Source organism: Dinoroseobacter sp. S124A, from assembly GCF_049801015.1.
Lineage (GTDB): Bacteria > Pseudomonadota > Alphaproteobacteria > Rhodobacterales > Rhodobacteraceae > Dinoroseobacter.
Map to the genome: position 1 here is coordinate 36,610 of NZ_JBNAGD010000014.1, position 24,741 is coordinate 61,350.

The window sequence follows — 24,741 nt, forward strand, 5'->3', positions numbered from 1 at the left end:
TAGAAAACCCTTGCGCGAATCCGATCCTTGCCCAATAGTCACGAAAAATCGCGGGAAAACGCCGCCAACCGTGAACACGTCGCGGATATGAGAGCAGATGCAGGACACAGACACCCTCAATGCGGTCATTAGACAGCATTCCGAATGGCTGGCAACCCAGTTGCACGCCCAGCGGGAGAACCTCTTTCCCCCGGATGCCGCCAAGACCATGCGCAAGTTCACCTCCGGCGAGGCGGCCAGCCTGCTGGGCGTGAATGACAGCTACCTGCGCAAGCTCCACCTGGATGGCAAAGGCCCCTCGCCCCAGCTGACCCCGGGCAATCGCCGCCAATACTCCGCCGAGGATATTCAGGCCCTGCGCGTGCTCCTGCAGCAGACCGCCCGCAAACCCGGCGACTACCTGCCCGGGCGCCGCGAGGGCGACCATATGCAGGTCATCGGCGTGATGAACTTCAAGGGCGGCTCGGGCAAGACGACCACCGCCGCCCATCTCGCCCAACGCCTCGCGCTCAAGGGCTTCCGGGTGCTGGCCATCGACCTCGACCCGCAGGCCTCTCTGACCGCGCTCCACGGGGTGCAGCCCGAGATCGACCTGCCCGATGGCGGCACGCTCTATGACGCGATCCGCTACGAAGCCCCCTGCCCCATCACCGAGATCATCCGCCCGACCTATATCCCCAATCTCGACATCATCCCGGGCAATCTCGAACTGATGGAGTTCGAGCATGAGACCCCCCGCGCCCTCGCCCAGGGCGGTGCCGGTCTGTTCTTCTTCCGGGTGCGCGAGGCCCTGGCCCAGGTCGAAGACCGCTATGACGTGGTGGTGATCGACTGCCCGCCGCAGCTGGGCTTTCTGACCATGTCGGCGCTCTCGGCCTCCACCGGGGTGCTGGTGACGATCCATCCGGAGATGCTCGACGTGATGTCCATGTCGCAATTCCTGCGCATGACCGCTGACCTGATGGATGTGATCGCCGAGAGCGGCGCGGACCTGTCCCATGACTGGATGCGCTACCTGCTGACGCGGTTCGAGCCGACCGACGCGCCCCAGAACCGGATCGCGGCCTTCCTGCGCACCATGTATGGCGACAAGGTCCTCAACGCGACGCAGCTCAAATCCACCGCGATCTCCGATGCGGGGCTGACGAAACAGACCCTCTACGAGGTCGAACGCAGTGCCTTCACACGGTCCACCTATGACCGGGCGATCGAAAGCCTGAACGCCGTGAATGACGAGATCGCGGCCCTGATCCAGACCACATGGGGGCGCGGATGAGCGGCAAGAAGAAACGCATGTCCATGCTGGACAACCTCGCGGCGGCCGGGGCCCCTGCCCCGCCGAGCTCGATGCTGTCCACCAACCGGGCCCTGCGCTCGGCCCGCGATGCGGTGGATGGGCACAAGGTCTGGGATCTCGACCCGGCCAGCATCGACACCACGGGCCGCATGCAGGATCGCCTCGATATGAGCGACGTGGCCGACCTGCAGGATGCGATCGAGGCGAATGGCCAGACCGTGCCGATCCTCGTGCGCCGCCACCCGGAGGATCCCGACCGCTATTTGCTGGTCTATGGCTATCGCCGCCTCGTGGCGATCCAGCAATCGGACAAGGTCGACAAGGTTCGGGCCCTGATCGCGACGCTGGATGACCGGGCGGCGCAACAGGCCCAGATCTCCGAGAACATGGCCCGGCGCGACCTGTCCTATATCGAAAAGGCGCGCTTCGCCCGGCAACTGGTCGAAGGTGGCTTCGGCAGTCAGACCGAGGTGGCCGAGGTGCTGACCGTGGCGAAATCCTCGATCTCCATGGCCTTCGGCATTCTCGACATGGTGGGCGAGGATCTGGTCCTCGCCATCGGTCCCGCCCATGGCATCGGGCGCCCCCGGTGGGAGGCATTGGGCAAGCTGATCACCGATCACCACCTGTCCCGTACGGATCTCGTGGATGTGGCCACGCGCAGTTTCACCCGGGCGGAATGGTCCGATGTGCTGGGCGAAGCCGCCCCGCCCTCGGATGACCCCTCCGTCGCGGCGTTCGAGGCGGTTCTGGCCGAGGCACAGGCGCTTGTTCCGGCGCAACCCATTGAGAAAAAACAGGTAAAGAGAAAACAGGCGCGCCGGGTTCAACTGGATCCCGCGCAGCGCGCCACCGTGACCCGCACGGCCAAGGGCCTGCGGTTCGACATATCCGAAGGGGCGTTTGCCGACTGGCTCGAAGACCAGGCAGACACCCTTTTGGCCGACCTTCACGCACGCTGGCAAACGCGCGCGGAAGACCCCGAGCAGTAACAAAACAGGAGGCACGACCCAGACAAAAAGAAAGGTCCCGCAAGGACTGACCCCACGAGACCCAACTTGTTTCTAGCACCTTCAAGGTAGTCTCGCCGCCTTTTCTTCGCAAGTCCTAAGTGATTCGCGGGCCCTGTTCTGTTGTCTTCGTGACAATCAAAATGCACTACACGCCGATCACCTCGTTTCGGCGCGCCGTTTCGGCTGCGCATCTCAAACCCGTGGACCCGGGTCCGACCCCCCTGCCCGTCGAGGCGGTCAACAAATGGGAAGTCCTGCGCGAGCTGGGCGCGGCCCGCGTGGCCTTCGGCCTGTCGGACCGGGATCTGACCGTGCTCCAGGCCTTGCTGAGCTTCCATCCCGGCGCGGATCTCGCGGCGGAGGCCGAAGCGCTCGTGGTTCACCCCTCCAACAGATCGATCTGCGAGCGGCTCAACGGCATGCCCTGCTCCACCATGCGCCGGCATCTGGGGCATCTGGTTGCCGCGGGGCTCCTGCGCCGCAAGGACAGCCCCAATGGCAAGCGCTACGCTCGCCGTTACGGCGATGAGAAGATCGCCTTCGGCTTCGACCTCACCCCGCTGGTCCAGCGCTTCGCCGAGATCTGCGCGGAAGCCGAGGCCGCCCGCGCCGCCGCAGAGGCCCATCGCCGCCTGCGGGAGAGCGTCAGCCTCATGCGGCGCGATCTTGTGGGGCTGGTGACCTACGGCGCCGAGATCCGCCCGGATCTGAGCCTCTGGGACCGTCTTTCGGATCTCGCCACGCTCACGGGCCGCGACCTGCGGCGCAAACTCTCTCTGGAGGATCTCGGCGATTTGGCAGCCGTTCTGGAGACCGCATTGCGCGACGCGCGGGACGTTTTGGATCCCCCTGTTACAGAAGATTTGAGCAGCAATGATATCCAGAATGAGCAGCACTATCAGAATTCAAATACAGATCCTCATGATCTTGAACTCCGCTTAGAAAAGCGAAAGGCGGAGGTCGAATGCGCGCGGATGTCTGATGACCCGCAGAGCGGAACGGGTGAGACAGATACCGAACTGACAGAGCCGCCAAGTTGCAACCTGCCGTTGGGGCTGGTTCTTGCCTCCTGCCCCGAAATCCAGAGCTACGCCCCGGATCGGATCCGCCATTGGCACGAATTCGTTAGGATTGCGGAAACCCTGCGGCCGATGATGGGGATCTCCCCCTCCGCCTGGCACGCCGCCCGCGACAGCATGGGTCCGGAACAAGCCGCCGTGGTTCTGGCCGCGATGCTGGAACGCGCGTCGGAGATCCGGTCTCCGGGTGGGTATCTGAGATCCTTGACGATGAAGGCCGCAGCCGGCCAGTTTTCCTGCGGCCCAATGATCATGAGCCTGACCCGAAAGGCGGCGGCGTAAAGAGTTCACAGCTGTGAACTCGCTCCCGTGGGATGCTGTCGGATCTCCTAAGCGTGGAACTGGACCGCAATTCACCGAAGATTGGTTCTCAGTGAAAGGGCAGCGCGAAGGATGTCGTTCGAATGCCGGAGATCTCTGCGGAACGGGCAGACCCATCTCTCCCGCATGTTCGTCTGAGAAAAACACCGTGTCCAATGGCTAACTGTCCCCAAGTTTTTTCCGAGAGAATTTCTGCCGTCGCGCCAAAATTCTCTCGGAGCGCCGCGCTGGCTTTTCTGTCGGTCGGTTGTCCTAGTGAGCAAAAGCCTAGGAGACGCGATATGAAGTTACACAAGACTGAAACCGCCCAGATCCTGATCGCGGGATTGCCTTGCGACATAGACAAGTGGAGTGTTCTGAGGAAGCTGGAGCGTTATGGTCCAAGTTGCGGACTCTCAGTCCAAGACCTGGATTTCTTAAGGCTTTTGATACGGCTTACGCGTCCTGAGGATTGGATGGCAGGAAACCGGCCTACTATCTATGCATCTAACCGGGTTCTGGCTGAACGAATTGCGAAAACCGAACGAACGGTTCAAAGACGCTTGAGTTCGCTCTTGGACCAAGGCCTCATGGCCAAGGTTGGTCCGGCGCATAGCCGCCGCTACGCTCGCCGCAATGCGCGGGGCGAAGCGGTCGTTTTTTCGGGGTTTGACCTGTCGCCGCTTGCGCACTGGTATCTGCGCCAACTCGATGGCTCAGAGGTTGAAGACGCCAAGAGCGACAGGTTTGACGCCCCTGTCGGACAGGTTTGTCGGTCACAAAGAGAGTCAGATCACACATCAGAGACTCTTTGCTTCGAACACCGCGTTGAGGAGGGCGGTATGGACGAGACTGGGTTTCTAGAGAAACGAGCGCGCTTTGGCTGACATGGTGCGCTGGCAGGCAATATCGATGCGTCCTTTCAAAGGATCGGCGTCTTTGAAAAGCAATCAAAGAAAAGGAGCAAACATGCCGAGAGGTGGGAAGCGTCGCGGCGCAGGACGCCCGGTTGGATCCAAGAACATGCACTCACTTGCGGAAATACGCGAGATATCGACTGCGGCGCAATCCTTTGCGACGGTTGCCTTGGAAGCTCTGGCTGACGTGGCGCAAAACAGCAAAAGCGACGCTGCGCGTGTCAGTGCATCCATAGCCTTGCTGGATCGAGGATACGGAAAACCCTGCGCTGTGGAGGATCCAGACACGCGGTTTCGTGCGTTGATGCAGGATATGTATGAGCGTATCGAATCTCGAGCGGAGACAATCAATGACGTGATTGAGAAGCGCCAGCGAGAGGAGATGTCTGCGACCTCGCAATAATGCGTCAGGCGTCTTCTTTCCTGAGCTTAGTGATCTGATCTGAGAGCCTTTTCCGACGCGTCTCTTCGCCATCGGAGTTGACGTCGTCAGTATAAAACAGCTCCAATGCAGTGTAAGCCACTGGACTGCTCGCACCCTTTACCGGTAGGCCAAGCTCCTTGGCGATCGCTACAAGTTTCTTGAGCAGGCCATCTCGCCGCTCTTCCGGGGTGTGGTAAATCTCTTCGTCGGGGCGTCGCGAGCGCAGAAGGTCTTCGACGTTGAAGAGCAACCGCCGCAACTCTCCCTCGACGGTGTCCTTAAAGCAAACCTGCACGGTACGCGGGTGGCTCATCCGCGAGCCTGATGTTTTGTTGCTATTCCCCGGAAACATGTAAGAGAATTCTACATCTGTCGCGAGCTGAACTCCATTGAGGTCTCTGGCCATCTCCCGAACAACATCAGACTCGGCTTGTTCTGCGCTCTCGCAAGTCTTTTCCAAGGGGTAAGCATCCGTCAGAGCTTTCGCGGCTTCCTCAAACTCTCGTCCTTTCATCAGGAAGGTCTCCACACGTTGCTTGGCGACTTCCACAGGCAACGCAAGATTGGCCAGTTCCTTTTCAACCCAATACTGACGATAGGCGGAGACCACGCGGTCAAGATACTCCGATTTTTTCTCTTCACTTGCTTCGGTGCGAGACAACGAGAGACGAGTTAGGGGGAGGTCTGGTGGGGCGAAGGTAGACCGCAGTCGATCAACATCCTTCTGCCACCATATCGATCCAGATGTTACGGCCTTGCGACGCGCCATGAGCAAATCCTTCCCTGTGGAATGGGAATGTTACATAGGGTTATTTCTTGTGAAAACACCTCGTACGCGGCGCTGGATCGGTATTATTGTCGCTCGTTGCGATGTGGTGCTTGCGGCTGCAAGCATTTGGCGTTGTGGAGGGGTTATGTGCGGCAACGGGGTTTGTGGTCGGGAAATGGGGGGAAATGCAACACAAGCGGGGTTGTGGTGTTTGAAGCTGTCATAAGCTGGTTTGTGTTGTGTTTGGCGTGTAATGTGAGTCACAACGGCGCTTGTGAAAAGAAAAATCGCGGATGGTGTCTCATATAGACAGGTATGATCAGAGTGACATGGTGGAATATCACTATGGCGCTTTCCCGCCGGCGGAGCTGGATCTGGGGCGGTTGATCGGGCCTTTGGCGCGGGCGCAGGATGCGGTCTCGCGCTATGATCAGATGCTGCTATCGCTGCCCAATAGCGAGCTTTTGCTGGCCCCCATGCGCCATAATGAGGCGGTGATCTCGTCCCGGATGGAGGGGACGATCTCGACCGTGGACGAGGTCATGATCTACGAGGCGGATGCGGGCGAGGAGGCCGGGGAGGATGGCAGGCCCGCGGCCCGGGGCGATGCGATCGAGGTGTTTCTCTACAAGGAGGTGCTGCGCCGGGCGCAGGAGGCGGTGGCCCATGGCGAGCCGATCAATGAAGGGCTGATCAAGAATGCCCACCGGGTGCTGCTGAGCTATGGCCGCGGGGCAGGGAAGGGACCCGGCGCCTATAAGGACCAGCAGAACTATATCGGGGATGACCGCCGCCGGGTCCTCCATTTCAAGCCGATCAGCCCGCTGCACTTGCAGCCCGCCATGACCGAGCTGCTCCGCTTCATCGAGACCAGCGACATGCTGCATCTCTTCAAGATCGGCGTGGCCCATGTGGAGTTCGAGGCGCTGCACCCGTTCAATGACGGCAATGGCCGGATCGGGCGGCTGCTGATCACGCTGCTCTTGTGGAAGTTCGGGCTGATCCACAAACCGCATTTCTATGTCAGCGCCTATTTCGAGACCCATAAGGACGCCTATATCGCGCTGATGCGCGGGGTGTCGCGGGACGGGGACTGGACCGGCTGGGTCGCGTTTTTCCTTGAGGCGATTGCCGCCCAGGCGGCGGCGAACCTTGCCACGGCCCAGGAGATCACGGCGCTTTACGAAGAGATGAAAGCGCCGTTCCGCGAAATCTCGGGGTCGAAATGGCATGTGGAGGCGCAGGACCAGATCTTTGAGAACCCGGTGTTCAAGAACAGCCATCTGATCAAGCGCTCGGGCATGCCGAAACATGTGGCGGTGCGGATCACGCGGCTCTTGCATGAGGGCGGGCTGCTGCGCGAGCTGCGTCCGGCGCGGGGGCGGCGCGGGGCGCTTTACATGTTCGAGCCGCTGATGGACATCGTGCGCGCCTGAGCCGGGCAGGGCAGGGCAGGGGGGCGCGCCCTGACCCCGGGGTCAGGGCCGTCCGGCGACCCGGATGCTCAGATGGGACAGGCCGGGCCGAAAGGCGGCGGGGGGCTCGGCATCGGTGACGAGGATATCGCCCTCTTTCAGGTCCGGCTGGCGCAGGGCGGGCTTGCGCTCGGCGGGCTGAAATTTTGAGGCATCCACGGCCATGATGCAATGGCTGGCGCTGTCCATCATGGCGAAGGCCATATCGACCTCGCATTGTTCATGGACGAGGAACCCCTTGTCGGGATGGGCCATGGAGGCCGAGAGCAGGCAGTAATCCACTTGGCTCCGCTCCACGACCTGAAAGGCGGAGCGGTCGAAGGATGCCCCGTCATGGTCGCGCAGCTGGGTTCCGGCCATTGAGACATTGTTGCCGGGCACCATGGCCAGCGTGCTGGCGACGAAGGCGGAGTTCGTGACGATGGTCAGGTTGCGCCGGTTGCGGAGCATCTGGGCGATGAAGGCCGAGGTGGAGCCGGTATCGATCACGAGGCTGTCGCCATCCTGCACGATCTCGGCCACCGTATTGGCGATGGCGACCTTGGCCTCGCGGTTCAGGGTCATGCGCGACAGGAAGGGCGGGTCGAGGGCGGATTTGTTCGACACCAGCGCCCCGTGCACCTTGCGCAGGGCACCGCGCTCGGCCATGGGGCGGGTGACGCGCCGGATGGTCTGGTCCGAGACGCCCATGATCTGCGACAGCTCCTGCACGGTCACGGTGCCGAGCATATCGACCCGGCGCAGGATCTCTTCGCTGTATTTCGAGGTGGGCGCGGTCATGTCTGCACAAGCTCCAGCAACTCTGCGTGTAACTCCGGTGTGGCCGCGGTGAGTGTGCGCCCGTCCGAGCCGAGCGACAGGGGGCGGCCCTGCCAGTCGGTCATCACGCCGCCCGCCGCCTCGACCACGGCGGCCACGGGCAGGTAATCATAGGGCTGCAGGCCGTAATCCACCACCGCATCCGCATGGCCGCTGGCCACCAGCGCATGGGGGTAGCAGTCAGCACCCAGCCGGCGCAGCCCGCCCGCCCGGGCCAGCCGCAGGGCGGTGTCGGGGATATCGGCGAGCATCCGGTCCATTTCATTGAGACAAAGCCGCGCCGTGGCCAGCTCGCGGCAGTCGGAGGCCACGATGGGCGCGCCGTTGAGGGTCGCCCCGACGCCGCGCGCCCCGGCATAGAGCTCGCCCAGGGCGGGCATGTTGATGATGCCGAGCTGCGGGCGCTGCGCGGCCACATAGCCGATCAGCATACCAAAGAGCGGCAGGCCCGCGATGAAGGAGCGGGTGCCGTCGATCGGATCCACGATCCACATCGCTTCTTGCGTGCCGGTCTGGCCGTATTCCTCGCCGAAGATCGTCTCGCCGGGATAGGCGGCCTGCAGGGCGTCGCGGATCGCGCGCTCGGTGGTCTGATCGGCGATGGTGACCGGGCTGTCATCGGATTTCTGCGTCACATCGAGCGGTTTGCGAAACCGCGCCATCGCCACGGCGGAGGCGTCTGCCGCGATGGTCCGGGCGGCTGCGAGACGGGTGTGCAGGTCGGTCATGGGCGCTTTCGCAAGAGAGGGGCTTTGATCTGATGTGCCTCTTGAAAGATCACTTCGCAATCAAAAACAACAAGTGGGCAACCGTTTTGTTGATTTTTGTTGATTTTGGCCAGAACTGTTGTTGAATGCAGGGATCAGGCCGGTGCGGGGCTTTAGACCCGGGAACAGCAGCGTCGGCATCCAACCGGAGTAATTTCATGAAAAAACTGTCCGCCCTGACCGCCCTTTGCCTTGCGACGAGCCCGGCGCTTGCCGCCGATTCCAGCGATCCGATCAAGCTGACGCTGCATGACTGGTCCGGCCAGCTCATCACCACCACGCTGATGGGCGAGGTTCTGGAGGCGGCGGGCAACAACGTGGAATACGTGCAGGCCGATTACATCGCGCAATTTGCTGGGCTGAAGACCGGGGATCTGCATCTGGCCATGGAGATCTGGGAGACCACGGGGCGCGAGGCGCTGGACGAGGCGGTGGGCTCGGGCAATGTGGTGAATATGGGCGAGACCGGGATGCTCGCCATCGAGGAATGGTGGTATCCGGCCTATATGGAGGCGCGCTGCCCGGGGCTGCCCGATTGGGAGGCGCTGAATGCCTGCGCATCGGAATTCGCCACGGCAGAGACGGCTCCGTTCGGGCGCTATCTGGGCGGCCCGGTGACATGGGGCGGCTTTGACGAAGAGCGGGTCGAGGCGCTCGGCATGGATTTCGAAGTGGTCCATGCGGGCACGGATGCGGCGCTGTTCGCCGAGCTTGAGGCCGCATATCAGCGGCAGGATCCCATCGTGCTCTGGGTTTATGCCCCCCATTGGGCGCCGGCGAAATACGAAGGCAGCTTCGTGGAATTCCCGGCCTATTCGCCGGAGTGCTATAACGACCCGTCGACGGGCATCAACCCGAACGCGGCCTATGATTGCGGCAAGCCCACCGGCCCGATCTGGAAAGCCGCCTGGGCCGGGCTGCCCGAGGCATGGCCGAAGGCCGCCTCGGTGATCGAGGCCTTCACCATCTCGAACGAAGACATGGGCGCGATGGTCGCGGATGTGGACCTGAACGGCAAAACCGTCGAGGAGGTCGTCGCCGCATGGATGGCCGAGAACGAGAGCACCTGGAAAGGCTGGATCGGCGAGTAAACGGCCCTGCGCGGCCCGTGAACGGCCCTGCCCTGCGGGGCAGGTGCCCCCCGTCTCGACGGGTGCTGTGCGAGCCGCGCAGCACCCGGACTTCCGACATCTGACATGAACGGGTTTCACGCCGACCGCGCCCGGTGCCCGCGTGAAACCTGCGCCTGAGGTCCGCATGGACAGTTCCGTTATTCTCGATTGCCGCCATGTCTGGAAGCTGTATGGCGCCCAGGCCGAGGCTCTGTTGGCCGGGGGGCAGACCCCCGATGCGGCCGCGCTGGCGGCGGCCAATGTGATCGGGGCGGTGCGCGATGTGAATGTCCAGATCCGGCAGGGCGAGATCTTTGTGATCATGGGCCTGTCGGGGTCGGGCAAATCCACGCTGGTGCGCTGCCTGTCGCGGCTGGTCGAGCCCACGGCGGGCGAGATCGAGTTCGACGGGCGGGACCTGTTGCGGGCCACGGATGAAGAGCTGATCGAGATCCGCCGCAAGAAGATGGGCATGGTGTTCCAGCAATTTGCCCTGATGCCCCATCTCACGGTTCTGGAGAATGTCGGCTTCCCGCTGGAGATCCAGGGCGTGGACCGCACCACCCGTCAGGCCCGCGCCCATGAGGTGATCGAGCTGGTCGGCCTCCGGGGGCGGGAGGGGTACTACCCGCGCGAGCTCTCCGGGGGGCAGCAGCAGCGCGTGGGCATCGCCCGCAGCCTGATCGTGGAGCCGGACCTGTGGTTTCTCGACGAGCCCTTCTCGGCGCTCGACCCGCTGATCCGGCGCGAGATGCAGGACGAGTTCATCCGCCTGCAGGACATGCTGAAAAAGACCATCGTTTTCATCACCCATGATTTCGACGAGGCGATCCGGCTGGCCGACCGCATCGCGGTGATGAAGGATGGCATGATCGAGCAGATCGCCTCCCCCGAAGAGCTCGTGCAGAACCCGGCCACGGAGTATGTCGCCGATTTCACCCGCCATGTGACCCGGGCCAAGGTGATCCGGGCCGCCAGCCGGATGGAGCCCGCCACCGCCGACCACTTTGCCGGCGAGGTCCCCCATGACGCGACCATCGACGCCATCGCCGACCGGGTGGAGCGCGCGGAGGCCCCGTTCAAGGTCATGAAGGACGGCGCGGTGATCGGCCAGATCTCGGCCCGGGCGGTGATCGATGTGCTGGTGGGGCGCGGCTGATGCCGGAGCGCGGACGCCCAGCGACCGGAGAGGTGCGCGGACCCGTGCCGGGACGCAAGCCGGGATCCGTGCCCGCGGATCTGAGGGGCCTCTTTACGGGTCTTTTCAAGGGCGCGCGGCTCTTCTGGCTGGGCCTTTTCGCGGTCACCTGGCTTCTGTCGCAATACTCGTTCCAGATCTACAAGGCGCTGGATGCGCGCTGGATCATCCGGTTTCCGGCCCAGTTTCAGCTGAACCTCGACACCCATATCAGCGCCTTTCTCGACTGGCTGGTGAATGTCGCGAATTTCGGGCTCTTTACCTTTCGGGACCTCACGCGCGGCATCGCCTGGCTGATCGAGCTGCCCTACCAGTTCCTGCGCAACATCCTGATCGAGGGGTTCCAGTCGGGTCTCGGCAATGAGGCGGTGCAGATCGCGCCCTCGCTGAGCTGGATCGCGGTGATCGTGATCGCGGTGGCGGTCGGGCATTACGCCCGGGACTGGGCGCTGGCCGCGCTGGTCGGGGCGTGTTTTCTCTATCTCGCGGTGTTCGGGCAATGGGACAGCGCGATGATCACCCTGGCCTCGGTGCTGGTGGCGGTGCCGATCGGCGCCCTGGGCGGTCTGGGGCTGGGCATTCTGGCCTATCGCAGCCCGTGGATCGACCGGCTGCTGCGCCCCGTTCTGGACCTGATGCAGACGGTGCCGGTCTTTGCCTATCTGGTGCCGATCCTGATCCTGTTCGGTTTTGGCCCGGTGGCCGCCCTTGTGGCCACGGTGATCTATGCCATGCCGCCGATGATCCGGGTGACCATTCTCGCCCTGCGCGGGGTGCCCGAGGACCTGCTGGAGGCCGGGCGGATGATGGGGGCGACCCCGCGCCAGATGACGTGGAAAGTGCTGGTGCCCGCGGCGACGCCGACCCTGATGGTGGGGGTCAATCAGGTGATCATGCTGACCCTCAACATGGTGATCATCGCCTCGATGATCGGGGCAGGGGGGCTCGGCTTTGACGTGCTGGCGAGCCTGCGCAAGCTGGATATCGGGGGCGGGATCGAGGCGGGGCTGGCGATTGTCGTCATGGCCATCGCGCTGGACCGGGCCAGTCAGGCCTTTGCCGAGCGGCGGGTGCGCCATCGCCGGACCGGCTCTGCCTTGCAGCGTCATCCCTGGAGCATGACCGCGCTTGCGGTGATTGTCGGTACGTTCCTTTTGGGGCAGGTGGTCCCGGCGGTGCAGAGCTATCCCCCGGCCTGGGAGATCAGCACCGGGGCCTTCTGGTCCGACGGGATGGAATGGATCAATGTCAATTTCTTTGACACGCTGGAGGCGATCAAGACGGTCCTGCTGACGGGGCTGCTTTTGCCGGTGAAGAAGTTCTTTGCCGGCATCCCCTGGCCTTGGGGGATCATCGCCACGGGGCTGATCGCCTGGCGCGTGGCGGGCTGGCAACTGGGCGTGGCGGCGGCGCTGATGATGGCGTTCATCGCGGCCTCGGGGCTGTGGGCCAAGGCGATGGTGACGCTCTATCTCTGCGGGGTGTCGGTCTTCATCGCGGTGCTGATCGGCACGCCGCTGGGGATCTGGGCGGCGCAGCGGCCCCGGGCCGGGCGGGTCATCCTCGGCCTGATGGACACGCTGCAGACGCTGCCCTCCTTCGTCTATCTGATCCCGGTGGTGATGCTGTTCCGGGTCGGAGATTTCAGCGCGATGATCGCGGTGGTGCTCTATGCGCTGGCCCCGGCGGTGCGCTACGCGGCCCACGGGATCCGCGAGGTGCCGGGCGAACTGCTGGAGGCGGGAAAGATGGCGGGCTGCACGCCGCGCCAGCTGTTGTGGCGGGTCAAGCTGCCCATGGCGGTGCCGCAGCTTCTGCTGGGGTTGAACCAGACGATCATGCTGGCGCTGTCGATGCTGGTGATCACCGCGTTGGTGGGGACCCGGGATCTGGGCCAGGAGGTCTATATCGCCCTGACCAAGGCCAATGCGGGGCAGGGGATCGTTGCGGGCCTGTCGGTGGCCTTCATCGCGATCATCGCGGATCGGATCGTCCACGCCCTGTCGGACAGTCAGAAACGGAGGTTGGGCCTGTGACCGAGGATGCGATTGCCCTTGCGCGAGGGCTGCCCTGTTTCGAGGCGCCCGGCGAGATCGTCCCGCTGAGCGGCGGGATCACCAATGTGAACCTTGCGGTGACCGATGGGGACCGGCGCTACGTGGTGCGGCTGGGCGCGGATATCCCCGAGCACGGGGTGCTGCGCTGGAACGAGCTGGCGCTGAGCCGCGCGGCCGAGGCGGCGGGGATCTCGCCCGGGGTGCATTACCACGCGCCCGGGGTGCTGGTGCTCGACTTCATCGAGGCCCGGACCTTCACCGAGGAGATGGCCCGCGATCCCGCGCAGGTGCCCCGGATCGTCGCCCTGCTGCGCCGGAGCCACCACGCGCTGGGGGCGCATCTGACCCAGCCGGTGCTGACCTTCTGGCCGTTTCAGGTGAACCGCACCTATGCCACGCGCCTGCGGGCCGACGGCTCGGCCCATGCCGCCGCGCTGCCGGAGCTGATGGCGACCCTGGAGACGCTGGAGACCGCCACCGGGCCGGTGACGCTGGTCATCGGGCATAACGACCTGCTGGCGGCCAATATCCTCGATGACGGCGCGCGGCTCTGGCTGATCGACTGGGAATATGGCGGCTTCAACACGCCGCTCTTCGATCTGGCGGGGCTGGCGGGCAATAACGGGTTCTCCGAGGCGCAGGAGCGCGGGATGCTCGAGCAGTATTTCGAGGCCCCCGCCGCCACCCATTGGCGGGCCTATCAGGCAATGAAATGCGTCTCGCTCATGCGTGAGGCCCTGTGGTCCATGACCTCGGAAATCCATTCCGATCTCGATTTCGACTATGCCGCCTACACGGCGGAAAACCTGTCGCGGCTCCGGGCTGCGCTGCAAGAGTTCCAAAATGCGTAAGGACCCGCCATGACGCTTCCTTCCTCGGCCAAGACCCTCATCATCGGGGGCGGCATCATCGGCTGCTCGACGGCGTATCATCTGGCCCAGATGGGCGAGGAGGTCGTGCTGCTGGAAAAGGCGGCGCTGACATCGGGGTCCACATGGCATGCGGCGGGGCTGGTCGGGCAGCTGCGCTCGAACGCCAATATCACCCAGCTTCTGGGCTATTCCATTGACCTCTATAACCGGCTGGAGGCCGAGACCGGGCTTGCCACGGGCTGGAAGATGAATGGCGGGCTGCGGCTGGCCTGCAACCAGGAGCGCTGGACCGAGGTCAAGCGGCAGGCCACCACCGCCCATTCCTTTGGTCTCGACATGCAGCTGCTGACCCCGCAGGAGGCGCAGGACCTGTGGCCGCTGATGGATATCTCGGACATTGTCGGCGCGGCCTTCCTGCCCACGGACGGGCAGGCCAGCCCCTCGGACATCACCCAGGCCCTGGCCAAGGGCGCGCGGGCGAAGGGCGCGGTGATCCACGAGAACACCCCCGTGACCGAGATCCTGACCGAGCGCGGCAAGATGGTGGGCGTGCGCACCGCAGCAGGGGACATTGCCTGCGAAAAGCTGGTGCTGTGCTGCGGGCAATGGACCCGGGATCTGGCCCGGACCATCGGTGTGACCGTGCCGCTCGTCTCGGTGGAGCATCAATACATGCTGACCGAGGCCTTTGGCGTGCCCTCGGACCTGCCGACCCTGCGCGATCCGGACCGGCTGACCTATTACAAGGAAGAGGTCGGCGGGCTGGTCATGGGCGGTTATGAGCCCAATGGCATCCCCTGGGCCAAGGGCGGCATTCCCGACCCGTTCGATTTCCAGCTGCTGGAGTCGAATTTCGACCATTTCGAGCAACTCGTGGAGCTGGCCCTGCCCCGGGTGCCGAAGCTGGAGGAGGTCGGCGTCAAGCAGCTGATCAATGGCCCCGAGAGCTTTACCCCGGACGGCAATTTCATCCTTGGCGAGGCGCCGGAGATGGCCAATGTCTTTGTCGGGGCCGGGTTCAACGCCTTTGGCATCGCGGCGGGCGGCGGTGCGGGCATGGCGCTGGCCGAATGGGTCGCCAAGGGCGCGCCGCCCTATGACATGTGGCCCGTGGATATCCGCCGTTTCGGGCGTCCGCACACGGATACGGACTGGGTCCGGACCCGCACATTGGAGGCCTACGGCAAGCATTACACCATGGCCTGGCCCTCGGAAGAGCATGAAAGCGGCCGCCCCTGCCGCCGCTCGCCGCTCTATGACCGGCTCAAGGCCTCGGGCGCGGTGTTCGGCGAAAAGCTCGGCTGGGAGCGTCCGAACTGGTTCGCCGCCCCGGGCGAAGAGGCGCGGGACATCTACACCTTTGACCAGCCCAACTGGCACGCCCCGGTGGGCCGCGATCACAAGGCCGCGCGCGAGGCGGCGGTGCTTTTTGACCAGAGCTCGTTCGCCAAGTTCATCCTGCAGGGGCCCGATGCGGAAGAGGCCCTGCAATGGATCGCCGCGAACCGCGTGGACAAGCCCGTGGGGGCGATCATCTACACCCAGATGCTCAACGATCGGGGCGGGATCGAGTGCGATCTGACCTGCGTGCGCACGGGCCATGACAGCTATTACATCGTCACCGGCACCGGCTTTGCCACCCATGATTTCGACTGGATCCGCCGGAATATCCCCGCCGGGCTGAACGCGCAGCTGGTGGATGTGACCTCGTCGAACGCGGTGCTGGCCCTGTTCGGGCCCCGGGCCCGCGATATCCTGTCGGAGGTCACCACGGCGGATGTCTCGGACGCAGCACAGCCCTTTGCCACAGCGCGCCGGATCGGCATCGCGGGCTGTCCGGTGCTGGCCCTGCGGATCACCTATGTGGGCGAGCTGGGCTGGGAGCTGCACCTGCCCACGGAATACGCCCTGACGGTCTATGACGCCCTGCATGCGGCGGGGGCCGCGCACGGGCTTCGCAATGCCGGGTACCGCGCGATCGAGACCTTGCGGCTGGAAAAGGGCTACCGCGCCTGGGCCTCGGATATCGGCCCGGATCACACCCCGGACGAGGCCGGGCTCGGCTGGGCGGTCAAGATGAAGTCCAACATCCCCTTCAAGGGCCGCGAGGCCGTGGCTGCGCAGCGCGCAGCGGGCGTGAAGAAGATCCTCGCGACCTTCACCGCCTCGGGGGACACGATCCTGTCCGGGCGCGAGACCATCTATCGCAACGGCACGCGCTGCGGCTGGCTGTCCTCGGGGGGCTATGGCCACACGCTGGGCCAGTCCATCGGCATGGGCTATGTCCGCGCCACCGAGCCGATCGACCGGGATTACGTGCTGAGCGGGGACTACGAGCTGGAGGTCGCGACCGAGCGCGTGCCCGCGCAAGTGACGCTCAGCCCGCTCTATGATCCGGGCATGGACCGGGTGCGGAGCTAGGCCGATGGCGACCCATTCCGCCCGGCACCTGATCATCGGCGGCGGCATCATCGGCTGCTCGATTGCCTATCACCTGACGCGCCGGGGCGAGACGGATGTGGTCCTGCTGGAACGCGCCAGCCTGACCGAGGGGGCCACATGGCATGCCGCCGGTCTGGTCGGGCAGCTGCGCTCGTCGCGCAACACGACGCGGATGCTGCGCAAATCGGTCGAGATGTATGACCGGCTGCAAAACGAAGAGGGGCTGCAGTTCGACTGGAAGAAGACCGGCTCCCTGCGGCTGGCCGCGACCCGCGACCGGATGCTGGAGGCCAAGCGGCTGGCCACCATGGCGCGCAGCTTCGGGCTCGAGATGGCGATCCTGAGCCCCGGCGAGGCCAAGGAGCTCTTTCCGCTGATCGACGAACGCGGGCTGGAGGGCGCGGCCTATATCCCGTCCGATGGCTATGTGGATCCGGCCTCTCTGTGTCAGGCGATTGCGGGCGCGGCGCGGCGTCAGGGGGCCGAGATCCGGCAGGGGGTCGAGGTCACCGACTTCACCCTGCGGGGCGGGCGGATCACCGGGGTCGAGACCACGGCGGGCTCCTACGAGGCCGAGACCGTGATCCTCGCCACCGGCATGTGGAGCCGCGAGCTTGGCGCGAAGCTGGGCCTGCGCGTGCCGGCCTGCGCGGTGGAGCACCAGTATATCGTCACCGAATCCACCGGGCAGGAGATCGGCCACTACCCGACCCTGCGCGACCCCGAACGGCTGGTCTATTACAAGCCCGATGTGGGCGGTCGGCTGGTGATCGGCGGCTATGAGGAGGGCACCTTGCCCTTCGGTGACCCGGAGATCCCCGGCGCCTTCGTGCGCCAGCTTCTGCCCGAGAACCTCGACCGGTTTCTGCCCCTCGCGGAGCTCGCCGGGCAGGTCACGCCAGTGGTCAACGAGGTCGGCATCCGGCAGGTGATCAACGGTCCGATCCCCTATTCCGCCGACGGGGATTTCGTCATGGGCTGGCAGCCGGGGATCGACAACCTGATGCTGGCCACGGGGTTCCTTTACGGGATCGCCGCGGGCGGCGGGGCGGGCGAGATGATCGCGGAATGGGTCGTGGAGGGCGCGCCATCGCTCGACCTCTGGCCGCTGGATGTGCGCCGCTTCGGGCCCCATCACGGCACCCGCGCCTTCATGTATCCCCGCGCGGTGGAGCATTACGCCCACCATTACAAGATGCGCTATCCCGGGCAGGAGCATGAGAGCGCCCGGCAGCTGCGGCTGTCGCCGCTCTATGCGCGGCTGAAGGCGGCGGGGGCGGTTTACGGCTCGAAAAACGGGTGGGAGCGTCCGCTTTGGTTCGCCCCCGACGGCGTGCCGCCGGTCGATCAGCTCGACTTCCTGAGCCCCGGCTGGAAACCCTTTGCCGCCGAGGAACACCGCGCCGTGCGCGACCGGGTGGCGCTGATCGACCAATCCTCGTTCGCGAAATTCGAGATCCTCGGGCCCGGGGCGCTGGACCTGCTCCAGACGCTGTGCGTGTCCAACATGGACAAGCCGGTGGGCGCGGTCATCTACACCCAGATGTGCAACGCCGCAGGCGGCACCGAGGCGGATGTGACCTTCATCCGGCTGGCGGAGGACCGGTTCTACATGGTCACCGGCTCGGGCTTTGGCGTGCATGACAGCGACTGGATCCGGCGGCATATGCCCGGGGATGGCTCGGTGCATCTGATCGAGGTGACCTCGGCCAAGGCGGTGATCAACCTTGTCGGGCCGCAGGCGCGCGCGGTGCTGGCCGCCGCCTCGGAAAGCGATGTGAGCGATGCCGCCCTGAGCTTTGCCACGGCGCGCGAGATCATCCTCGGCGCGGCCCCGGTGCTGGCGGCGCGGATCGGCTATGTGGGCGAGCTGGGCTATGAACTGCATATCCCGACGGAGTTTGCCGCCCATGTCTATGACCGGCTCTGGCAGGCGGGGCAGGGGGCGGGGATCGCCAATGTCGGCTATCGCGCGATCGAGAGCCTGCGCATGGAGAAGGGCTATATCTACTGGTCCGGGGATGTGACCCCCGATTACACCCCGATCGAGGCCGGGGTCGGGTTTCGCGTGCATCTCAAGTCCAAGGGTGCGTTCAACGGCCGCGCCGCCCTGGAGGCGCAGAAGCGCGACGGCCCGGCGCGCAGGCTCTGCACCTTCGTGACCGATGCCGACCTGCCACTGACCGGGGGAGAGGCCATCCTGCTGGGCGACACGGTCGTGTCCCTCGCCACCTCGGTCGGGTTCGGCCATACGGTGCAAAAGACGATCCTGCGCGGCTATCTCGACCGGGCCTATTGGGACGAGACCGATTTCGGGCTCGAGGTGTTCGGCGACCGGCACGGGATCACACAGGTGCCGGGACCGGTCTATGATCCCGGCAATGCGAGGCTGAAAGGATAGAGGAGGGGCGCGCGATGACGGACCACAAGGAACAGGTGCTGGCGGCGCTGCGCAGCGCGCCGGGCTTCGAAACACTTGGCGCGGTGGACAGCATCACCCGGCTCGGCGGGCTGACCAATCTGGTGCACCGGGTGGATATGGGCGCGCGCTCGGTGATCGTGCGCATCCCCGGCGAGGGGACCGAGGCCTATATCGACCGCGCGGTCGAGGCCCATAACGCCCGCGCGGCGGCCCGGGCCGGGGTCTCGGCTGAGGTGATCCATGCGGATCCCGCGAGCGGTCTGATGATCTCGGAAACCGTGCCGGATATCGAGACCATGACACCGGAGTTGTTTCGCACGCGCGCTGGATCCCCGGCGCGGGCGGGGGCGGCGCTGGCCAAGCTGCACGGGTCGGGCGAGGTCTTCGAGTTCCGGTTCGAGCTCTTTGCGATGATCGACGATTACCTCAAGATCCTCTCGACCAAGCAGGTCGCCCTGCCCGAGGGCTATCACGATGTGGTCGCCGCCGCCCAACCGGTGCGCGCGGCGCTGGACGCGGCGAACCTGCCGCTGGCGCCCTGCCATTGCGACCCGCTTTGCGAGAATTTCCTCGATGATGGCACGGTGATGTGGATCGTCGATTGGGAATATTCGGGCATGAATGACCCGCTCTGGGATCTGGGGGATCTGTCGGTCGAGGCCGGGATGGATGCGGCCCAGGATGCCGAGATGATGGCCGCCTATTTCGGCCGCGCCCCCAGCGCCGCCGAGCAGGGTCGGATGGTGATCTACAAGGCGATGTGTGACCTGCTCTGGACCCTCTGGGGGTTGATCCAGCTCGCCGATGAGAACCCGGCCGAGGATTTCTGGGCCTATGCCACGGGCCGGTTCGCCCGGTGCCAGAGCCTGATGCAGGATCCGGCCTTTGCGGGCCATGTGGCGGCGGTGCGCGCCGGCTAGCGCGGCGCGCGGGGCAGGGGGCGTTCGGGGCTGGCCTCGGGGATCTGGCGGGTTTGGCTGGCCTGCCGGATGACGGCGCCGATTTCCATGAACTGTTTGCTGAGCGGGCTGGTCTTGCGCCAGACCATGCCGATGGTGCGCTTGGGCTGGTTGCGGGCGAACCGCGCCACGTCGAGCCCGGCGGCCTTGGTTTCCAGCGGCACGGCCATTTCCGGGATCACCGTCACCCCGAGCCCCGCATCGACCATCTGCACCAGTGTGGCCAGCGACGAGCCCTCCATGACGAGGCTGGGATCCGAGGGGCGCATCTCGCAAAAGGACAGGGCCTGATCGCGGAAGCAATGGCCCTCTTCCAGCAAGAGGAGCTTCATCTCCTGCAATTTGCTGGGGCTCGGGACGGGTTTCTGCGCGTCCTTGATCGGGCGGACGAGCACGAATTCCTCGTCGAACAGGGCGAATTCCCGCAAGGCGGGTTCCGAGATCGGCAGGGCCGCCACCACGAAATCCAGCCGCGATTCGAGCAGGTCCGCAATCAGCGACTGGGTGATGGATTCCCGCGGCAGCAGATCGAGATCGGGCAGGTGGCCGCTGAGCCGCTTGATGATCGTCGGCAGCAGATAGGGCGCGATGGTCGGGATCACCCCGATGCGCAGCGCCCCTTTCAGTGGCCCCTCGGCGGAGCGGGCGAGCTCGGACATCTCTTCCACATCCGCGAGGATCTTGCGGGCCCGTTGCAGGAAATCCTCGCCGAGCGTGGTCAGGTGGATCTTGCGCGCGGTCCGTTCGACCAGGGGCGCGCCGAGCATCGCCTCAAGCTCCTTGATCTGGGCCGAGAGGGCCGGTTGCGAGATCGCGCAGGCCTCGGCGGCCCGTCCGAAATGTCCGAACCGGGCGAGGGCGTCGAAGTACCTGAATTGCTTGAGTGTCACGTTGATCATAACTTCAACTTATCACAAGCCAAAGAATATCCAATTGGTAGTTATGAAATTGCCCGTGTATGCCGGAGGTGGATTTAGAATCCTTCTAGCTGCGAGGAGATCAGACGATGGACGGAAACAGCATGCACGGGATGGGTGGTTGCCCCGTGAACCACGGTGGCAACACCTCCATGGACAAGCCGGTGACCAAGTGGTGGCCGAATGCGCTCAACCTCGACATCCTGCACCAGCACGGCGCGCGGACCAATCCGATGGACGCCGATTATGACCACCGCGAGGCGGTCAAGGGCCTCGATTTCGAGGCGGTGAAGGCGGATGTCAAAGCGCTGCTGACCGAAAGCCAGGACTGGTGGCCGGCCGATTGGGGCCATTACGGTGGCCTGATGATCCGTCTGGCCTGGCACTCGGCCGGGTCCTACCGGATGCAGGATGGCCGCGGCGGTGCGGGGGGCGGCAATATCCGCTTTGCTCCGCTGAACTCCTGGCCGGACAATGCGAGCCTCGACAAGGCCCGCCGCCTGCTCTGGCCGGTGAAGAAGAAATACGGCAACGCCCTGTCCTGGGCCGATCTGATCATCCTGTCGGGCAACATGGCCTATGAATCCATGGGTCTGAAACCCTTTGGCTTCGGCTTTGGCCGCGAGGATCTCTGGGGTCCGGAAAAGGACGTCTACTGGGGCTCCGAGAGCGAATGGCTCGCCCCGTCCGAAAACCGCTATGGCGATCTGGAGAATGCCTCCACCCTCGAGAACCCGCTCGCGGCGGTGCATATGGGCCTGATCTATGTGAACCCCGAGGGCGTGAACGGCCAGCCGGACCCGGCCCGCACCGCGATGCATGTGCGCGAGACCTTTGCCCGGATGGCGATGAATGACGAGGAAACCGCGGCCCTGACCTGCGGCGGGCACACGGTGGGCAAGGCCCATGGTGCCACGGTCGGTGACGATATCGGCGTCGAGCCCGAAGCGGCTGGCTACGAGACCCAGGGCTTCGGCTGGAGCAACCCGAACCAGACCGGTTCGGCCTCTGACGCCTTCACCTCGGGGATCGAAGGCGCATGGACCAAGCATCCGACGCAGTTCGACATGGGCTATTTCGACTACCTGTTCGGCTATGAATGGGAGCTGGTGAAATCCCCCGCAGGCGCATGGCAATGGGCCCCGGTGGACATGCCCGACAGCGAGAAGCCGGTGGATGCGGGCGACGGCTCGACCCCCAAGATGCCGATGATGACCGATGCGGACATGGCCATGAAAGTGGACCCGATCTACAACGCGATCTGCCAGCGCTTCCAGGCCGATCCGGAGTATTTCAAGGACACCTTCGCCCGCGCCTGGTTCAAGCTGACCCACCGCGATATGGGGCCGCGCGCCAACTATTACGGCCCCGATGTCCCTGCCGAGGACCTGATCTGGCAGGATCCGATCCCGGCCGGCAACACCGGCTATGACGTGGCCGCCGTGAAAGCCAAGATCGCCGAGAGCGGCCTGTCGGCCACGGATCTGATCACCACGGCCTGGGACAGTGCCCGCACCTTCCGCGGGTCCGACAAGCGGGGCGGGGCCAATGGCGCGCGCATCCGTCTGGCTCCGCAGAAGGACTGGGCCGGCAACGAGCCCCAGCGTCTGGCCAAGGTGCTCGGCATTCTGGAGCCCATCGCCGCAGAAACCGGCGCCTCCATCGCCGATGTGATCGTGCTTGGCGGGGTCGTGGGTCTGGAACAGGCCATCAAGGCGGGCGGCCATGCGGTCGACGTGCCCTTCACCCCGGGTCGCGGCGATGCCGATGACGCCCAGACCGATGCCGAGAGCTTCGACGTGCTGGAGCCGGTGGCCGACGGGTTCCGCAACTGGCAGAAAGAGGCCTATGCGGTCTCCGCCGAGGAGATGATGCTCGACCGGGCGCAGCTCATGGGGCTGACCGCGGCAGAGATGTCGGTCCTGCTCGCTGGCCTGCGGGTCATGGGGGCCAATCACGGCGGCAGCGCCCATGGTGTCTTCACCGACACGGTCGGCGCGCTGACCTCGGATTTCTTCGTCAACCTGACGGATATGTCCAACAGCTGGCACCCGCTCGACGATGGCACCTACGAGATCCGCGACCGCGCCTCCGGTGCGGTGAAGTGGACGGCCACCAGCGCCGATCTGGTCTTCGGGTCGAACTCCGTGCTGCGCAGCTATGCCGAGGTCTACGCCCAGGACGACAACCGCGAGAAATTCGTGAAGGATTTCGTCGCGGCCTGGACGAAGGTCATGGAAGCCGACCGGTTCGATCTGGTCGCCTGATCCAAACGGACCCGGGCAGGGGGACCTCGCCCGGGCCATCGGTCACACAGCGTCGCGCCACAAGGCGCGGCGTTTTCTTTTGTCGGAAGCGGTAGTGCCGCGACGACCTGTGCGAGACCGGTGATGGCGCAGCCGCCGATAGGGCATGGGCGGCGCAAATGCTGGTTTAGGTGTTCTTGGGGCCGTGGTTTCCCGCCTCAACTTGCCCTTGGCAGAGGCGGTGGAAAGCTCCGCGCAGCACTTGACGATTTTTACAATAAGAATGCCCTATCGTGGGCGGGCGACGATGTTTGAGTGGCATCTTCCAAATGATCGGTATCGCCAACTATGACAGCGCGGGTAGGTATTGTTTTTCAACCAAAGGCTAGATTGGCCCAACGCTGCGGTTCGGCCACTTTGTTCGTTGCTGCGGTGTGGCCCGCCAGGGCCGTCCTTCGCTGCCGCCGCATAACCTCAAGGAACTGAGAGGTCGGCAATGCGGACAAACCTGCCATCAGATTTTCTGGCGCGAGGGTTCGCAGTCACGGATCACACGAGGATCATAAAGGAGAACCGGCGATTCCGGTGGGGCCTGCTCTGGTTGAAACCGCAGGCAATTCTTTCGGATCTATAAATGGCCTAGACCCGAGATGGCTTTGGTGCATCGAAGGCGTCGATATGGCGGGCCGCCAAGGATCAGTATGTCTGGCCTGGCGCCCAGACGCCTGACGCTGGTGTCTCCAAAGACGACTGGTTGGCGGGGCTGCGACCAAAATCGCACCCAGAGCAGACGCCCCGTTCCGCGCGCGCACGCTGCGGCTGCGAAGGCGTGAGATTCGGCATTTCAAAGGCAAATCTGGCCAAGCCATAGGGTCTCACCACGACGGTCTGCCGAAGGTTTTCGTGCCTGACACTCGCCCAGCGGGGCGCTCGGATTGGCCTGTCACAAACCCGGCCCGACCATCGTCACGCGCCCGCCGACAGATCAAATTTGTTAATCCGTCGGGCAGTCATTTGGTTTTGAGTGCGTTGTCCGGTGGTGGAATGCTGATCGGCACGCAGGGAGCTGGCACAGTCAAGCGCCGGATTGAACGATCGGATTTGATCGCCTGCCTTGGGAGGAGAAGCAATGACATCATCAATTCCGCACGACCCGCCTGCCGGTATGGACCGCCGGGCGTTCTTACGGCTCGTCAGCAGATACGGGTTCACCGCCGCAGCGGTGGCAACCGCGTCCGGGGCATATATGTCGAGCGCGGCGCTGGCCCAATCGGTCTCGGAAGAGCGTGAACGCAAAGCCGCCGCCGAGCATACGATGATTGTGGCCACGCCCTATGTCCTGGGCGCGTCGCGGAGCGTTCCGCTGATGCAGCTCGATTTCAAGGAAAACATCCAGAACATGACCAACGGCAAGGTCTATGTTCGGCTGGCCCCGGGCGGTGAGCTCGGCGTGGGCAGCTCCCTTGCCCAGAGCGTGCAGTCCAACACGATCCAGGCCGCGCAGCATTCGCTCGCCAATTTCGCGCCCTTCGCGCCGATCGTCGATCTGGTCAACATTCCCTACTGGTGCGGCAAGAACCAGCAGGCGGTCAATCTGGTGAACTCGAAGCAATGGGCCGATCTGGTCAATCCCAGCATCGAGGCGCGCGGCTTCAA

General features: G+C 64.5%; 18 protein-coding genes and 1 pseudogene. 15 read left to right on the forward strand and 4 right to left on the reverse strand.

What is annotated here, in order from left to right:
- Positions 1-97: 97 nt before the first annotated feature.
- The 5 genes from repA to ACP15I_RS21590 all read left to right on the forward strand — a co-directional run bounded on the left by repA (position 98) and on the right by ACP15I_RS21590 (position 5,009).
- Positions 98-1,276, forward strand: a complete 1,179-nt coding sequence (gene repA / locus ACP15I_RS21570) for a plasmid partitioning protein RepA (protein ID WP_424976633.1) — start codon at positions 98-100, stop codon at positions 1,274-1,276.
- The gene (gene repB / locus ACP15I_RS21575) at positions 1,273-2,289 is read left to right on the forward strand and encodes a plasmid partitioning protein RepB (protein ID WP_424976634.1); all 1,017 of its coding nucleotides are present in this window, start codon (positions 1,273-1,275) and stop codon (positions 2,287-2,289) included. Before repA ends, repB begins: the two co-directional genes overlap by 4 nt.
- A 161-nt stretch (positions 2,290-2,450) precedes the next feature.
- Positions 2,451-3,671, forward strand: a complete 1,221-nt coding sequence (gene repC / locus ACP15I_RS21580; RefSeq protein ID WP_424976650.1) for a plasmid replication protein RepC — start codon at positions 2,451-2,453, stop codon at positions 3,669-3,671.
- Positions 3,672-3,991: 320 nt separating this feature from the next.
- On the forward strand, positions 3,992-4,576 hold the full coding sequence (locus ACP15I_RS21585; RefSeq protein ID WP_424976635.1) for a helix-turn-helix domain-containing protein: 585 nt from the start codon (positions 3,992-3,994) through the stop codon (positions 4,574-4,576).
- Entirely contained in the window at positions 4,569-5,009 is a 441-nt protein-coding gene (locus ACP15I_RS21590; RefSeq protein ID WP_424976636.1) for a hypothetical protein, read from the forward strand. The genes ACP15I_RS21585 and ACP15I_RS21590 overlap by 8 nt, the downstream gene beginning before the upstream one ends.
- Before the next feature lie 4 nt (positions 5,010-5,013).
- On the opposite strand, the gene ACP15I_RS21595 is transcribed toward ACP15I_RS21590, so the two are convergent.
- Positions 5,014-5,691 (reverse strand): hypothetical protein, encoded by a 678-nt coding sequence (locus tag ACP15I_RS21595; RefSeq protein ID WP_424976638.1) that lies wholly within the window; start codon positions 5,689-5,691, stop codon positions 5,014-5,016.
- Between the two features lie 437 nt (positions 5,692-6,128).
- Between ACP15I_RS21595 and ACP15I_RS21600 the strand changes: the two genes are divergently transcribed.
- Positions 6,129-7,235: a Fic family protein gene (locus tag ACP15I_RS21600; protein ID WP_424976639.1), complete on the forward strand. Its 1,107-nt coding sequence runs from the start codon at positions 6,129-6,131 to the stop codon at positions 7,233-7,235.
- A 42-nt stretch (positions 7,236-7,277) separates the two neighbouring features.
- Here the strand turns inward: ACP15I_RS21600 and ACP15I_RS21605 are convergent, their stop codons facing one another.
- Complete coding sequence (locus ACP15I_RS21605) at positions 7,278-8,054, reverse strand: DeoR/GlpR family DNA-binding transcription regulator (RefSeq protein WP_424976640.1); 777 nt, start codon at positions 8,052-8,054, stop codon at positions 7,278-7,280.
- The gene (locus ACP15I_RS21610; protein ID WP_424976641.1) at positions 8,051-8,821 is read right to left on the reverse strand and encodes an inositol monophosphatase family protein; all 771 of its coding nucleotides are present in this window, start codon (positions 8,819-8,821) and stop codon (positions 8,051-8,053) included. The genes ACP15I_RS21605 and ACP15I_RS21610 overlap by 4 nt, the downstream gene beginning before the upstream one ends.
- A gap of 197 nt (positions 8,822-9,018) precedes the next feature.
- On the opposite strand from ACP15I_RS21610, the gene ACP15I_RS21615 reads away from it, so the two are divergent.
- The 7 genes from ACP15I_RS21615 (at position 9,019) to ACP15I_RS21645 (ending at position 19,883) form a co-directional block, all read left to right on the forward strand.
- Entirely contained in the window at positions 9,019-9,951 is a 933-nt protein-coding gene (locus ACP15I_RS21615; protein ID WP_424968767.1) for an ABC transporter substrate-binding protein, read from the forward strand.
- Positions 9,952-10,117: 166 nt separating this feature from the next.
- A complete protein-coding gene (locus ACP15I_RS21620) occupies positions 10,118-11,131 on the forward strand; it encodes a quaternary amine ABC transporter ATP-binding protein (protein ID WP_424976642.1) in 1,014 nt (337 codons plus the stop codon).
- A gap of 44 nt (positions 11,132-11,175) precedes the next feature.
- Entirely contained in the window at positions 11,176-13,206 is a 2,031-nt protein-coding gene (locus tag ACP15I_RS21625; protein ID WP_424976643.1) for an ABC transporter permease, read from the forward strand.
- Positions 13,203-14,078, forward strand: a complete 876-nt coding sequence (locus tag ACP15I_RS21630) for a phosphotransferase (RefSeq protein WP_424976644.1) — start codon at positions 13,203-13,205, stop codon at positions 14,076-14,078. Before ACP15I_RS21625 ends, ACP15I_RS21630 begins: the two co-directional genes overlap by 4 nt.
- 9 nt (positions 14,079-14,087) lie before the next feature.
- Positions 14,088-16,520, forward strand: a complete 2,433-nt coding sequence (locus ACP15I_RS21635; protein ID WP_424976645.1) for a GcvT family protein — start codon at positions 14,088-14,090, stop codon at positions 16,518-16,520.
- A gap of 4 nt (positions 16,521-16,524) precedes the next feature.
- A complete protein-coding gene (locus ACP15I_RS21640) occupies positions 16,525-18,942 on the forward strand; it encodes a GcvT family protein (protein WP_424976646.1) in 2,418 nt (805 codons plus the stop codon).
- A 14-nt stretch (positions 18,943-18,956) separates the two neighbouring features.
- A complete protein-coding gene (locus ACP15I_RS21645) occupies positions 18,957-19,883 on the forward strand; it encodes a phosphotransferase (protein ID WP_424976647.1) in 927 nt (308 codons plus the stop codon).
- Here the strand turns inward: ACP15I_RS21645 and ACP15I_RS21650 are convergent.
- On the reverse strand, positions 19,880-20,821 hold the full coding sequence (locus ACP15I_RS21650) for a hydrogen peroxide-inducible genes activator (RefSeq protein ID WP_424976648.1): 942 nt from the start codon (positions 20,819-20,821) through the stop codon (positions 19,880-19,882). The genes ACP15I_RS21645 and ACP15I_RS21650 overlap by 4 nt on opposite strands.
- A gap of 107 nt (positions 20,822-20,928) precedes the next feature.
- On the opposite strand from ACP15I_RS21650, the gene katG reads away from it, so the two are divergent.
- Both katG and ACP15I_RS21660 read left to right on the forward strand, forming a co-directional pair.
- Positions 20,929-23,106 (forward strand): catalase/peroxidase HPI, encoded by a 2,178-nt coding sequence (gene katG, locus ACP15I_RS21655; protein WP_424968775.1) that lies wholly within the window; start codon positions 20,929-20,931, stop codon positions 23,104-23,106.
- 1,108 nt (positions 23,107-24,214) lie between these two features.
- A pseudogene (locus ACP15I_RS21660) lies at positions 24,215-24,741 on the forward strand (C4-dicarboxylate ABC transporter); the annotation flags it as partial.